The organism is Cupriavidus sp. GW822-FHT03E04 (assembly GCF_058801495.1).
In genome coordinates, this window is record NZ_JBXANI010000010.1 from 116,985 (window position 1) to 131,410 (window position 14,426).

At 66.4% G+C, this 14,426-nt stretch carries 10 protein-coding genes; 7 read left to right on the forward strand and 3 right to left on the reverse strand.

The window, feature by feature from the left end; translation table 11 throughout:
• Positions 1-31 precede the first annotated feature (31 nt).
• The gene (locus AC1RQC_RS16010) at positions 32-988 is read right to left on the reverse strand and encodes a LysR family transcriptional regulator (RefSeq protein ID WP_492372166.1); all 957 of its coding nucleotides are present in this window, start codon (positions 986-988) and stop codon (positions 32-34) included.
• Between the two features lie 295 nt (positions 989-1,283).
• Between AC1RQC_RS16010 and AC1RQC_RS16015 the strand changes: the two genes are divergently transcribed.
• From AC1RQC_RS16015 to AC1RQC_RS16030, 4 genes are all read left to right on the forward strand, one after another.
• Positions 1,284-2,207 (forward strand): alpha/beta hydrolase, encoded by a 924-nt coding sequence (locus AC1RQC_RS16015; RefSeq protein ID WP_416052301.1) that lies wholly within the window; start codon positions 1,284-1,286, stop codon positions 2,205-2,207.
• Positions 2,208-2,350: 143 nt separating this feature from the next.
• Complete coding sequence (locus AC1RQC_RS16020; RefSeq protein ID WP_492372167.1) at positions 2,351-3,613, forward strand: efflux RND transporter periplasmic adaptor subunit; 1,263 nt, start codon at positions 2,351-2,353, stop codon at positions 3,611-3,613.
• Between the two features lie 225 nt (positions 3,614-3,838).
• A complete protein-coding gene (locus tag AC1RQC_RS16025; RefSeq protein ID WP_492372168.1) occupies positions 3,839-7,030 on the forward strand; it encodes an efflux RND transporter permease subunit in 3,192 nt (1,063 codons plus the stop codon).
• 11 nt (positions 7,031-7,041) lie between these two features.
• Positions 7,042-8,589 carry an efflux transporter outer membrane subunit gene (locus AC1RQC_RS16030; protein ID WP_492372169.1) on the forward strand — a complete coding sequence of 516 codons (1,548 nt, stop codon included), beginning with the start codon at positions 7,042-7,044 and terminating at the stop codon, positions 8,587-8,589.
• 96 nt (positions 8,590-8,685) lie between these two features.
• On the opposite strand, the gene AC1RQC_RS16035 is transcribed toward AC1RQC_RS16030, so the two are convergent.
• Positions 8,686-10,767, reverse strand: a complete 2,082-nt coding sequence (locus AC1RQC_RS16035) for a patatin-like phospholipase family protein (protein WP_492883943.1) — start codon at positions 10,765-10,767, stop codon at positions 8,686-8,688.
• Positions 10,768-11,136: 369 nt separating this feature from the next.
• Between AC1RQC_RS16035 and AC1RQC_RS16040 the strand changes: the two genes are divergently transcribed.
• Positions 11,137-11,661, forward strand: coding sequence for an SRPBCC family protein (locus tag AC1RQC_RS16040; RefSeq protein WP_492372178.1), 525 nt, complete (start codon positions 11,137-11,139; stop codon positions 11,659-11,661).
• Here the strand turns inward: AC1RQC_RS16040 and AC1RQC_RS16045 are convergent, their stop codons facing one another.
• A complete protein-coding gene (locus AC1RQC_RS16045) occupies positions 11,662-13,098 on the reverse strand; it encodes an MFS transporter (RefSeq protein WP_492883945.1) in 1,437 nt (478 codons plus the stop codon).
• 114 nt (positions 13,099-13,212) lie between these two features.
• Between AC1RQC_RS16045 and AC1RQC_RS16050 the strand changes: the two genes are divergently transcribed.
• Positions 13,213-14,085 (forward strand): helix-turn-helix transcriptional regulator, encoded by an 873-nt coding sequence (locus AC1RQC_RS16050; RefSeq protein WP_492883947.1) that lies wholly within the window; start codon positions 13,213-13,215, stop codon positions 14,083-14,085.
• A gap of 22 nt (positions 14,086-14,107) precedes the next feature.
• On the forward strand, positions 14,108-14,377 hold the full coding sequence (locus AC1RQC_RS16055) for an oxidoreductase-like domain-containing protein (RefSeq protein ID WP_492372173.1): 270 nt from the start codon (positions 14,108-14,110) through the stop codon (positions 14,375-14,377).
• Positions 14,378-14,426 lie beyond the last annotated feature (49 nt).

The following is a 14,426-nucleotide window of genomic DNA, read 5'->3' on the forward strand; positions in this document are numbered from 1 at the left end:
GGTGCTAATGCGCAGTACGCCCGTGTTGCGCTCAGGCCGCCAGCTTGGGTTGCCGGGATGGCTGAGGCTGTCCCGCCTGGGTCTCGCCAAACTGCGGATGGTGTGCGAAAAGCTCGGCCACCCAGTTGACGAACACGCGCACCTTGGCCGACAGGTGGCGGTTCTGCGGGTACATCGCGGCGATCGGCAACGAGTCTGTGGGCCAGTCGGGCAGTACTTCGACCAGCCGGCCGCTTTCCACATAGGGCAGGGCCATGGCGCGCGAGATGCGGGCGATGCCGTGGCTTTCCAGCGCGCAGCTCAGGTAGACGTCGCCGTCGTTGGTGGAGATGGACGAGGGCAGCAGCATTTCCGTGCGCTGCTCGCCTTGCCCGAGCGGCCACGGTACTTCGCGGCCGGTGCGGTTGGACAGGTAGTTCACGGCCCGGTGCTGCACCAGCTCGCTGGGCTGGGTGGGCGTGCCGTTGCGCTTGAGATAGACCGGCGAGGCGTAGAGCCCCAGCCGCAGCTGGCCGATGCGGCGCGCCACCATGGTGTCGTCCACCGGGTCGCCCACGCGCAGCACCACGTCCACGCCTTCCTTGAGCAGGTCGATGGGCTTGCCGTTGATGGTGAGCTCCATCTTGAGCTCGGGGTAGGCGGCAAAAAACTCATGCAGCTTGGGGATCAGCACCAGTTGCGCCAGCCCGGCGGTGGTGTCCACGCACAGCGTGCCGCGCGGCGTGTTGTTCTGGTGGGTGAGGGATTGCTCGGCCTCTTCCACGTCCGCCAGGATCCGCACGCAGCGCTCGTAATAGGCGGCGCCGTCGGTGGTCACGCTGATGCGCCGGGTGGTCCGGTGCAGCAGCTTCACGCCGAGATGGGTTTCCAGGTTCTGGATCAGCCGGGTGAGCGTGGCTTTCGGCAGGTCCATGGCCTCGGCCGCGCGCGCAAAGCTGCCGACATCCACCACGCGGGTGAAGGCCTGCATTGATACGAGACGATCCATGTTCACTCCCCTGGGTAAGGAAACAGGCAGGTCTGGCTGGCGGGGCAGGCACCCGGGTGGGGTGCGGCCCGGCGTGGCTCATGACGGCTTGCGCGGCTGCGCAAGTGCGGGAGTGGAGCACAAAATGGATGACCTTGCACAGCGAAGGGTCTCCCGGGCGCCACATGCCCGATTATTTCACCGGAGAAACAGTGCATTGGTAAAGCCTCGCTTTATCCCACCTTCATCAACCACCATAATTCGCTGCATCGCAATATGCAATGGATGCGTCGCCATCGCGCCGCACGTGACCGACATGTCGCCCTCGCAATCGAAAGCCGCAGCAGCAGCCTTAGCAGCCGAACTGGCCGAGGGGCGCGTGACGGAGCACGCGGTGGAGAGCTGCGGGCGCACCATCACGGTGCGCCTGAATTACCCGCCGGGCTATCCGGAGGGCAAGGCCGCCCCGTCGCTGCCGTGGCTGATCTACCTGCATGCGGGCGGCTTTGTGGACGGCAGCCTGGAGAAATCCCAGCGCCTGGCGCGCTCGCTGGCCGTTACCGTGCCTGCGGTGGTGGTCACTCCGGCGTATTCGCTGGCCCCCGATTTTCCGTTCCCGGCGGCGCCGGAGGACGTGTTTCATACCGCCGAATGGGTGCTGCGCCATGCGCGCCGCCTCAAGGTGGACAAGCTGCGCTTTGCCCTGGTGGGCGAAGAGGCGGGCGGCAACCTGGCGATCGCGCTGTCGCAGATGCTGCGCGACCGCGGCTTGCCCGAGCCGCGCGCGCAGTGGCTGATCCGCCCGGTGACTGATCCATGCCTGCAGCACGCCTCGTGCTCGGTCGGGCAGGGCGGGCGCAGCGTGCCGCTGGAAATGCTCCAGCGCCTGGCGGGCTACTACCGTGATTACCTGCCGACCCCGGCCGCCAGCGTGCATCCCTACGCGGCCCCGGCGCTGGCCTCGCGGCTGGCCGGCCTGCCGCCCACCTTTGTGCAGGTGGCGGAAGAAGATGCATTGCGTGCCGAAGGCGAAGCCTTCGTCAGCCGCCTGCAGACGGCCAGTGTGCCGGCGCAGGTCCAGATCATGCCCGGTGCCTGTGGCGCCGGCGTGGAAGTGTCCCACGACCGATGTCAGGTGTGGATAAACGAAGGCGCGCGTTACCTGCAAGGCTATCTTGCCGGCGACGACGACGCCTCACCCAAGGCCGAACGCCAGACAGGAGCCAGCCCGCCCGGCTGATCCCGCGTTACCAATAAGCCACGCCGGCCTGCGATCAGCAGGCGTACCGGGCGCGCTCCCTTTGCGTGCTCCGGCGGGGGCGTTCGTCCTATTTTTGCTTTCCAGTTGAAGAAAACCCGCAGACGGAATACGGAGTCAAGAAAATGAATCAGCAAACTCGACGCACCATGATTGCCCTGGCCATCGTCGCAGTGCTCGGCGCTGGCCTGGCCACCTCGATCTTCAAGCCCTGGCACGCCGGCGAGGCGCAGGCCGTGCCTGGCCCGGCAGCACCCACCACCGTGGACGTGGCAGCGGCCCTTGGCAAGACCATCACCGAATGGGACGAGTTCTCCGGCCGTCTGGAAGCGGTGGACCGGGTTGAGATCCGCGCCCGCGTTGGCGGCACCATCGACGCCGTGCACTTCCGTGAAGGCGCGCTGGTGAAGAAGGGCGATCCGCTGTTTACCATCGACCCGCGTCCTTATGCCGCAGAGGTAGCGCGTGCGGAAGCCGCGCTGGCCGCCGCGCAAGTGCGTGCCGGCCACGCGCAGACCGAACTGGCCCGCGCGCAGCGACTGGTGCAGGACAACGCGGTATCGCGCCGCGAGTTCGATGAGCGCGACAACGGTTCGCGCGAAGCCATCGCCAATGTGCGTGCCGCGCAGGCCTCGCTGGATGTGGCTCGCCTTAACCTGACCTATACGCGCATCACCGCGCCGGTCAGCGGGCGCGTATCGCGCGCCGAGATCACGGTGGGCAACCTGGTGGCGGCCGGTGCCGGCACGCCGGTGCTGACCACGGTGGTGTCGGTCTCGCCGGTCTATGCCAGCTTCGAGCTCGATGAGCAGACCTACCTGCGCTATACGGCGGACAAAGCGTCCGGTGGCGAAGGTGGCCAGTCAAAGCTCCCAGTGTTCCTGGGCCTGGCTAACGATGAGGACTATCCGCGCGAGGGCCATATCCAGTCGCTGGACAACCGGCTCGACACCAAGAGCGGCACCATCCGCGTGCGCGCCGTGTTCGACAACCCGGACGGCCGCCTGCTGCCGGGACTGTATGCGCGCATCAAGCTCGGCGGCGGCACGCCGCATCCGGTGGTGCTGATCAACGACCGCGCCATCGGCACCGATCAGGGCAAGAAGTTTGTGCTGGTGCTGGATGGCGCCAACAAACTGGCCTATCGCGAAGTCACGCTTGGGCCGTCGTATGAAGGGCTGCGCGTGATCCGCCAGGGTTTGAAGGCCGACGAGAAGATCGTGGTCAATGGCCTGCAGCGTGTGCGCCCCGGCATCACGGTTGCGCCCAAGCCGGTCGATATGGCGTTCAAGCGCGAACTGGATCAACGCGGCGAATCGGCTGACCGCAAGCAAGCGGCCACGGAGAAAACCACGGATAAGGCGGCCGACGGAAAGCCGGTGACCTGAGCCGATCCGGCATGAACCGCATACGCTGAATCCGTCAAGGGTTTGCTCCCCTCTCCCGCATGGCGGGGGAGGGGCCGGGGGAGAGGGCGGGCGTATCCACGGTGCGCCGGCTTTGAAAGTACCTCTCCCCCGAGGCCAAACCATTTTTTAGCTTCCCCGCTCCACATGGCGCCTGCCATTCAGGCCGCCAGGGGGAGCCCTTTCGCCAAGACTGCCGAGACTGAGATGAATCTCTCGAAATTCTTTATCGACCGGCCTATCTTTGCCGGCGTGCTATCGGTGCTGATCTTCCTGATCGGCGCCATCTCGATGTTCAAGCTACCCATCTCGGAGTATCCCGAGGTGGTGCCGCCGTCCGTGGTGGTGCGCGCGCAGTATCCGGGCGCCAACCCCAAGGTGATTGCCGCGACCGTGGCGTCTCCGCTGGAGGAGCAGATCAACGGCGTCGAGGACATGCTCTACATGTCGTCGCAAGCCAATAGCGATGGCCTGCTGACGCTGACCGTCACCTTCAAGCTCGGCACGGATCCGGACAAGGCCCAGCAGCTCGTGCAGAACCGCGTGGCGCAAGCCGAGCCGCGCCTGCCGGAGGACGTGCGCCGCCTGGGCATCACCACGGTGAAAAGCTCGCCCGACCTGACCATGGTGGTCCACCTGGTCTCGCCGAACGACCGCTACGACATGACCTACCTGCGCAACTACGCGGTGATCAACGTCAAGGACCGCCTGGCGCGGATCCAGGGCGTGGGCCAGGTGCAGCTGTTCGGCTCGGGTGACTATTCCATGCGCGTGTGGCTGAACCCCGAGAAGATGGCCGAGCGCAAGCTGGTGGCCGCCGACGTGGTCAAGGCCATCCGCGAGCAGAACGTGCAGGTGGCCGCTGGTGTGATCGGCGCCTCGCCCGCGCTGCCGGGCGCCGACCTGCAGCTCTCGGTGAACGCGCAGGGCCGCCTGGAAACCGTGGAGGCCTTTGGCGACATCATCGTGGCGACCTCGCCCGATGGCGGCGTGACGTACCTGAAAGACGTGTCCCGCATCGAGCTGGGCGCGTCGGAGTACGCGCTGCGCTCGCTGCTGGACAACAAGTCCGCGGTGGCCATTCCGATCTTCCAGGCTCCTGGCTCCAACGCCATCCAGATATCGGACGACGTGCGCAAGACCATGGAGGAGCTCAAGCAGAACTTCCCCGATGGCGTGGACTACAGCATCGTCTATGACCCGACGCAGTTCGTGCGCCATAGCATCGAGGCCGTGACCCACACGTTGTTCGAAGCCATCGCCCTGGTGGTGCTGGTGGTGATCCTGTTCCTGCAGACGTGGCGCGCCTCGGTGATTCCGCTGCTGGCCGTGCCGGTGTCGATCGTGGGGACGTTCGGGCTGATGCACGCCTTTGGCTTCTCGATCAATGCGTTGTCACTGTTCGGGCTGGTGCTCGCTATCGGGATCGTGGTGGACGATGCGATCGTGGTGGTGGAGAACGTCGAGCGCAATATCGCCGAGGGGTTATCGCCAAAAGAGGCCACCTACAAGGCCATGCGTGAGGTGAGCGGCCCGATCATCGCGATCGCGCTGACGCTGATCGCCGTGTTCGTGCCGCTGGCCTTCATGACGGGCCTGACCGGTCAGTTCTACAAGCAGTTTGCGCTGACCATCGCCATCTCGACCATCATCTCGGCCTTCAATTCGCTGACGCTGTCGCCGGCCTTGTCCGCGCTGCTGCTGCGCGGCCACGATGCGCCCAAGGACTGGCTCTCGCGCGGCATGGATCGCGTGCTGGGTGGCTTCTTCGGCCGCTTCAACCGTTTCTTTGGCGCCAGCGCCGATCGTTACGGCAAGGGTGTGAAGGGCGTGATCTCGCGCAAGACGGCGGTGTTCGGCGTCTACGCCGTGATGCTGGCGCTGACCTGGGGTGTGTTCCAGCTGGTGCCCAAGGGCTTTGTGCCGGCGCAGGACAAGCAGTACCTGGTGAGCTTTGCCAAGCTGCCTGACGGCGCCACGCTGGACCGCACCGAGGACGTGATCCGCCAGATGTCCGACATCGCGCTCAAGCAGCCGGGCGTGGAATCGGCGATTGCCTTCCCGGGTCTGTCGATCAATGGCTTCACTAACAGCCCGAGCGCCGGCATTGTCTTTGTCTCGCTCAAGCCGTTTGAAGAACGCAAGACCAAGGAACTGTCGGGCAACGCCATCGCAGCGCAGCTAAATGGCAAGTACGCCGCGATCCAGGATGCTTTCATCGCCGTGTTCCCGCCGCCGCCGGTTCAGGGCCTGGGCACCATCGGCGGCTTCAAGATGATGATCGAGGACCGTGCCGCGCTGGGTTACGACGCCTTGTTCGACGCAACCAACGCCTTTACCACCAAGGCGCGCGCCACGCCGGAGCTGGCCGGTATCTTCACCAACTACCAGGTCAACGTGCCGCAGCTGGATGTGAAACTGGATCGGGTGAAAGCCAAGCAGTTGGGCGTGCCGGTGACGGACGTGTTCGACACGCTGCAGACCTACCTCGGCTCGGCCTATGTCAACGACTTCAACAAGTTTGGCCGGACCTACCAGGTCAAGGTCCAGGCGGATGCGCAGTTCCGCGCCCACGCCGAGGACATCCTGCAACTGAAGACGCGCAACAGCGCGGGCGACATGGTGCCGCTGTCGTCGCTGCTCACCGTCAACCAGGGCTTTGGGCCGGACAGCGTGATCCGCTACAACGGTTTCACCGCGGCGGACATGAACGGCGGCCCGGCCCCGGGCTTCTCCTCGGGCCAGGCGCAAGCCGCGGCTGAACGCATTGCGGCCGAGACGCTGCCCAAGGGCATCAAGTTCGAGTGGACCGACCTGACCTACCAGGACATCCTGGCCGGCAACGCGGGGGTATGGATCTTCCCGCTGTGCGTGCTGCTGGTGTTCCTGGTGCTGGCCGCGCAGTACGAAAGCCTGACCTTGCCGCTGGCCGTGATCCTGATCGTGCCCCTGAGCCTGCTGGCTGCCATGACTGGCGTGTGGCTGACCAAGGGCGACAACAACATCTTCACGCAGATTGGTTTCATCGTGCTGGTGGGGCTGTCAGCCAAGAACGCGATCCTGATCGTGGAGTTTGCGCGGGAGCTGGAGCATGAGGGCCGCTCCATCGTGGCCGCCGCCATTGAAGCCAGCCGCCTGCGCCTGCGCCCGATCTTGATGACGTCGTTCGCGTTCATCATGGGTGTGGTGCCGCTGGTGGTGTCCACCGGCGCGGGTGCCGAGATGCGCCATGCGATGGGCGTGGCAGTGTTCGCCGGCATGCTGGGCGTGACCTTCTTCGGGCTGTTCCTGACCCCGGTGTTCTACGTGGCGCTGCGTATGCTGGCGACCCGTGGCCAGCGCCGCAAGGTGTCGGAAGCGCCGTCGGCGAGCCACAAGGCTATCGCCTCCGCTGAATAACGGTGATCGACATGAACGCAACATTGACATCCAAGATGACATCGCTACTGCCTGCGGCGCTGCCGCGCCTGGCCACGCTGGCCGTGGCCCTGATCCTGGCGGGCTGCTCGCTGGCACCGACCTACAAGGTGCCGGAAAGCGCGACCGCCGCCACGCCGGCCTACAAGGAAGCGATGGCCGCGCAAGCCGAAGGCACGCAATGGAAGGTGGCCACGCCCGCCGAAGGCGCGCAGCGCGGCGAATGGTGGAAGATCTTCGGCGACGCCGATCTCGACCGCCTGATCGCCACCGCGACCGAATCCAACCAGGACCTGGCGATCGCCGCGGCACGCCTCAAGCAGGCCCGCGCCTTCACCGGCGTGGCCGAGGCCGACCAGTACCCGCAGTTGAGCGTGGGCCTGGACCCGACCCGCACGCAATTGTCGGCCGCCTCGCAAGGGCTGCCCGATGGCACCAAGGTGGCGCCGCAGACCGTGCTCAGGGCACGCGCCTTTGCCAGCTACGAGCTTGACCTGTTCGGTCGCGTGGCCGACAACGTCAAGGCGGCGCGCGCCGAAGGCGATGCGGCGGAAGACCTGTATCGTTCGGTGCTGCTGGCGCTGCAGGCGGACGTGGCGCAAGCCTACTTCGCGCTGCGCACGCTGGACAGCGAGCGCGACCTGCTCAACGCCACCATCACCCTGCGCGAGGACGCGCTCAAGCTGCTCAAGCGCCGCTTCGACGAAGGCGAAACCACGGACCTCGACCCCGCCCGCGCCGAAGCCGAGCTTGGTACAGCCCGCGCGGATCTCGCCGGCATCGAGCGCCGCCGCGCTAACCAGGAGCACGCGCTGGCGGTGCTGACCGGCGCGCCGCCGGCCGCCTTCACGCTGGCTGCGCGCCCGCTGGACGCCGCGCTGATCACCGTGCCGGCGGGGCTGCCCTCCGATTTGCTGGAGCGCCGTCCCGACATCGCGCAAGCCGAGCGCCTGATGGCGGCTGCTAATGCACGCATCGGCGTGGCGAAGGCCGCGTTCTATCCACGCATCACGCTGAGCGGCTTGTTCGGCTTTGAGTCGAGCGACCTGTCGAACCTGTTCAAGTGGTCCTCCAGCGCGTGGGCGCTGGGGCCGCTGATCGGCAGCACGATCGCCGCCCCGATCTTCGACGGAGGCCGCAACAAGGCCAACCTGGCGGCGGCGCGCGCCCAGCACGAGGAAGCGGTGGCGAGCTACCGCCAGAGCGTGCTGACCGCGATGCGCGAGGTGGAAGATAGCCTGGCGGACGTACGCTGGCTGAGCCAGCAGGCCGGCGCATTGGACGGCGCGCTGGGCGGCGCCCGCCGCGCGGCCAAGATCTCGCGCAGCCGCTACGAGGCGGGCGCGGTGGATTACCTGACGGTGATCGACGCGGACCGCACGGTACTGCAGTCGCAGCGCGACGCCAACCAGGTGGCCGGGCTGCGTGCCTCCGCCACGGTGGCGCTGGTGCGCCGGCTGGGCGGCGGGTGGGGGCCGTTGCCGGATGCCGCACCCAGTGTGGCGCAGGCGGGCACTGGCCCGCTGGCATCGAACCACTGAGCACAAGCAGCGTGGTGTCCTGCTGCCTGGCTGTGCTTGCGTTGCCGCACGATGGGCCCGTATGCGTCGGACAACCGGCCGTACGGGCTCGCTGCACTATTCTTTGGCAAACAACCGGCTTTCGCGCAGCGAGCGTGCGCCCAGTACGCCGAGGTAACGGTAGGCACGCGCAAGGTTGACACTGCTGTTATAGGTGGTGCCGACGGTCGTAGTCTGTGGCCAGCGCCAAACCGGATCGCGTATCTGCTCGAACAAGTACTGCAACACAGGGCAACTGTACTCGAATCCGTCAGGATCGAAGGCCTTGTATCCGATACAGTTTTGCACCTCCGCGTATTTTTTGTCATCGATCAGATAGGCCGCCTTGGCCATCCAGCGCGCTCGATCCAATCCAGACATCAGATAGAACACCTCCGCGCAAGCTGGCTGAACGCATTTTTCCGACGCGGCGGCTTGCGTATCGTCGAGCGGGACGATCCGGCCTCGCCAAACCGCATTGCGCCAGCGCAAGGGGTTGACGGCTCCCGGCACGGGTTGCTTGGCTTCGGCAGACAAGATTGCCGTCTTGAGGCGAACCTTGTCGGCATCGCATTGTGCTGAAAGGTCGAACATATCCTCGTTTGGCTCCGACGGATGGCCGAAGAACACGATATGCCGCTGCGGCGACTGCTGGCCCAGATAGCGGTTGACTGCGCAAAGCGAAGCGAAGTCCGAATAGCCATCGCGCTCGCCGGTGGCGGTGAAATCCTGTTCCCCTGCCACTACGATCAGCTTGTCCATGCCGCGCCGAATCAGGCTGACCATCCCAAGGTTGTCGCCACTTTGCCCGCCGTCGGACAAATGAATGGTGGGGCCGCTGTTCGATGAGGGGAGGTCATTCAGGTAGTAGAACGGCCAGGGCAGCAGCGAGTGCCAGCGGCGCGTGGCGTCGCCGACGCGATAGTTGGCGATATCGATTCCCCACCGCGAGTTCGTTAGCGTCAGCACGCTGTTGACTGCGAAACGGTTGTATTGTCGTTGGGCGGTGTCGAAGAAGGCAGCCGAAGCCAGCACGGTGTCGGCGACGCCGACGCCCAGGTCGTCCAGATAGCCCCGCACGTAGCCGAAGCGGCCAGCGCCGTAACCAAACGGCGTGGCCTCAAAGACGGCTTCGGACAGGTCATAAGGTGCGGAGTCGACATCCAGCAGCACATTGCCACTCGCTGCGGTGGCGTTGATGATCCAGATCGGCACGCGCGGATTCACAGGCGATGCCGAATAGAGCGTCCTCAGCCGCCTGAATGTCAGCGAGTTCATCTGCGCTGCGATATCCGCGCTCCAGAGGGGCGCTGGAACCTCCTCGCCTGCGGACGGCTGATAACCGTAGGTCCGGAAAATCCCTCGCGCATATTGCTGCTGCGAGGGTGAGGTGGGTAGACGCCAGTCAAACAGCACGCCACTGAGCAGCGCAACGGGCGCGGTGGAGATGTTCTCCAGCGCCGTAAAGGCCGCTTTGCGCACAGGCTCTGTACGGTCATAGCGCTTGGACGTTCCGCCGGGCGCGGTAAACAGGATGTCCTGGTAGCAATCTACCCACCCGAGGTTCCGGTTGTCTTGAACGACGGGTTCCTGCGCCGGGGTGAATATCTTCTCGCAGGCACCTGCCTGGGCTACATCCAATTGCAGGTCTTTCTTCAGCCCTCCCGGGCTGGCAGCAGGCACGTAGCCCTCGGTGCCAACCGTCTTTTCCTTTGGGGGGAAACTAACGGGACGGATATCCGCGAAGTACCGCTTGAGGGGCCCGAGTTCGGGCTTTTCGCTGACCCTCAACGCGTTGGCGTATAGGTAAAGTGCCGCATAGCTGCCACCCGACACGCTGGAGATATAGTCGATGCTGCCCAGCGCGTCGGCGTTGACTAACTCCTGCAAGACGCCAAGCGCGAACGGTGCCGCCTTTGACCCACCTCCGGACAGTGCTAGCCCGACGCGCGGACTGTTAGTTCGGGATCCCACTTCCGCCGCGTAAATGGCCTCTGGTTCGAGTGATTGGCTGTCGTTCAGGCAGTTGCTAGCCGCGGGGGCGGTGCAGGGCGGTAGCGGCATGCGCAGGTCCTGAGCCCCGGCGAGATCGGAGTTCCGATAACCCACGGCGCAGCCCGCCATTGCCAGTCCCAGGCAGGAAATTAGTGCTTTGCGCATATACCTCGTCTCCATAGAGCCATCCGGCCTTTTTTACCTTCTCTGCTTTTTCCGCCTTTTCGGCACTGAGCATAGCAACCAGCCAATGGCCGGAATACGGCCAATTGGGGGTAAGCATTTCATGGGATGGGCGAGGTGGCCGTCCCCGTGATAGGGCGTCTTGCATGCGTGATTCGCCGAGCCATCGCGGCGATCAAAGCTGACTACACTAAAAGCTAAAAGCACTTCGGCCACCCTAGCCGGAGAGGGCCGCAGGCCTTACCGCAGCCCGTCGGCGCATTGATAGTCCAGGCCCCCACCATGAGCAGGCGGCGAATCCACAGAAGGCGGACCCACAAGCGGCGGACCCTGTTCGTCGGGTTCCTGGTTTTGGCGGGCGCGGCGGCCGTGCTGTTGCTCCCCTTGCCGCGGTCGTGGCGCGCCGTCACGCATATCGTCAACGAGGTGACGATCGCGCAGCCTGATGCCGTGGTGTTCGACTACGTTTCCACGCCCGCCAACTGGCCCAACTGGCATCCATCTTCGCTCGCCGTGACTGGCGCCTCGGCCGGTCATTCGCTCCTGCCCGGCGAGCAGGTCACCGAGACGTTCTCGGTAGCCGGGCGGCGCGGCCAGGTGGTGTGGACCGCGGTGGAGCGCAGCCCATCCTCGGCCTGGATGATCCAGGGCACCATCGATGGGCGCGAGGCGGGCGCGGTCCGCTACACGCTCGCCCAGACGCCGCAGGGCACGCACTTCCGGCGCGAATTCAGCTACCCCGCGCCGAACCTGCTGTTTGCGCTGACCAATTGGCTGGTGCTGCGCAAGCGCATTGAGGCCGAGTCGGCTGAGGCGGTGACGCGGCTGCGGGCGGTGCTGGAGGCCCGCAAGCCCTCACCCGGCACGGGCGGCTGATCAGCGTGCCGCCTGGGCCGCGGCGTCCGGGCGGGCTAGCGGCCGAGCCAGTGCGAGCAACAGCAGCGCACAGAGCAGCGCCGCCGCCAGGTTGTAGCCCATCGCGCCGGCAAACGCGTGGGCATAGCGTTGCGTGCTGCCGATGCCGCCTTCGGCTTGCAGCGCCTGCTGGAAGAACATGCCCGCGATGGCGATGCCGAATGCGCCGCCCACTTGCTGCATGGTCGACACCAGCCCGGACGCCATGCCGGCCTGCGCCTCGCGTGCAAGGCCGAGCACGAGATTGAGCAGCGGCGTCATCAGCATGCCCTGGGCCAGGCCGAACAGGATCAGCGCGGGCACCAGATGCCAGGGCACCAGCATGGCGCCTGCCGTCACCACCTGGAGCGTCAGGACGGTGTGCGCCGTGGCGTAAAGCAAGGCCGCCACGGCGAGTACGGCGTTGCCGAAGCGCCCCACCAGCCGGGGCGCCCACATCGACGCGGCAACGAATCCCACGCTGGCCGGCGCGAACACGCTGCCGGCCAGCAGCGGGCCGACGCCCAGCCCAGCCTGCAACAGCAGGGCAAAGCACAGGAAGAACGCGCTGGCCGTGGAGTACACCAGCAGCACCACCAGCGTGCCCAGGGCAAAGCGGCGCTGGGCAAACAGGGCCAGATCCACCAACGGCGCGGATCGGCGCCGCTCCAAGCGCACAAAGCCGGCCAGCAAGGCGGCGGCCAGCGCCAGCGAGGCAAAGGCCCAGCCCGGCCAGCCGCGCGCGGGGCCCTCCAGCAGCGGCACCAGCAGCAGCGTCAGCCCGGCGCTGGCCAGCAGCACGCCGGGCCAATCCAGCCCGCTTGCGGGCGAGCCGGGCGCTGCCATGGCCCGCGATTCGGGGATGCGCCGCGCGGCCAGCATGGCTGCCGCGCCCACCGGGATATTGATCAGGAAGATCAGGCGCCAGCCGAGGCCAAACAGGTCGCTCTGCACCAGCAGGCCGCCCAGCACCTGGCCGGCGATGGCAGCCAGGCCAAGCGTCATGCCGAGCAGGCCGAAGGCGCGGCGGCGCGCGGCCTCGTCAAGGCTGACGCGGATCACGGCGTAGATCTGGGGGAACAACAGCGCGGCGGCGCCGCCTTGCAGCACGCGCGCCGCGATCAGCAGCGCCGCGGTAGGGGCCACGCCACACAGCGCCGAGGCCAGCGTGAAGCCTGCCATGCCGAGCGCGAACAGCCGCCGCCGGCCGTGGAGATCGCCCAGGCGGCTGCCGGTGATCAGCAGCACGCCGTAGGCAAGTTCGTAGGCCGCCACGACTGCCCCGATCTCGCCGAAGCTGGCGCCCAGGTCGGCCTGAATGGAAGGAATCGCCACATTGACCACGAACAGGTCGAAGACGGTGACAAAGCCGCCTAGCAACAGCACGAACAGCACGGGCAAGGCGCTTGGAGAGGGCATGGGGGATCCTGTTGAATACTTAGGCCCGCATTCTCAGCTGCTCGTTAAAGTATTACAATTTAACTAATTATGCTATTACATCAGGCAACAGGCTAACGCCATGCCGCTAATTTCATGCCGCCACGCACCCTAGACCGTACCCGCGCTGCGCTGGCGGACTTCCTGCGCCAGCGGCGCGAACGCATCTCGCCTGCGCAGGCGGGCCTGCCCAGCGCCGGCCGGCGCCGCACCCCGGGCCTGCGCCGCGAGGAGGTGGCGGCGTTGGCCGGCGTGGGCCTGACCTGGTACACCTGGCTGGAGCAGGGGCGCGAGATCGGCGTTTCGGCGGCGTTCCTGGAGAACCTGGCGCGCGTGCTCCGGCTGGACGCCGCCGAGCGGCGCCACCTGTTTCTGCTGGCGCACCAGCGCCCGCCAGCCGAGAGCGGGCGCACCTGGTGCACGGTGCCGCCGCTGGTGCGCCGGTTGATGGACGACCTGCCGCTGCGGCCTGCCTATGTGCTCAACCTGCGCTGGGATGTGCTGGCGTGGAACGCGGCGGCCGAGCGCGTGTTCGGCTTTGGCGCTTGCGCGCCGGGCCATCGCAATATGCTGCGCATGATCTTTCTGGACCCGGCCATGCGCGAGCGCTTTGCCGGCTGGGAGGCGCAGGCGCCACAGATGCTGGCGAGCTTTCGCCGCGACCTGGCCCGCGCACCGGACGATCCGACCCTGCTTGAGCTGGTGGACGAGCTGGAGCGCGCAGCGCCGGATTTCAGGCAATGGTGGCGCCAGCACGATGTGCAGGGCGTTTGCACCGGCATCCGGGCCTTGTGGCTGGATGCGGTGGGCACGGTGCGCTGCGAGCATGCCACGCTCACTGCGGACGAGGAGCGTCACCTGCGGCTGGTGGTCTACGCGGCGGTAGCGGGGGAGCCGGGCAGCGAGGCATTCGAGGCATGGCTGGCCAGTGGCATCGGCAGCGGCGCGCGCCCGCCGGCCGTATACTGATCGTGCAATTCAATTGGAGTCGATGGTGTCGGTAGAAAACCTGGCGTCCCCCGCAGGACGCACCCCAGAAACGGCGGCTACGCCGGAGCCGGCAGCGCAAGCATTGCCGCCCAAGCCTGTAGCGCCGCCCACGCCGGATATCAATGATTGCTGCGGCAATGGCTGCGATCCCTGCATCTTCGACCTGCACGCCGCGGCGATGGAGCAGTATCGCGCCGAGTTGAAGGCCTGGCTGGCGCTCGCCGGGCAGACCGCCGATGCCGCCGCGGGCGCGGGCGGTCCCAGCTTCTGATCCGGCTGATACGCCACGCACGCCCCCCGCACGCCACGCGCACAAGACA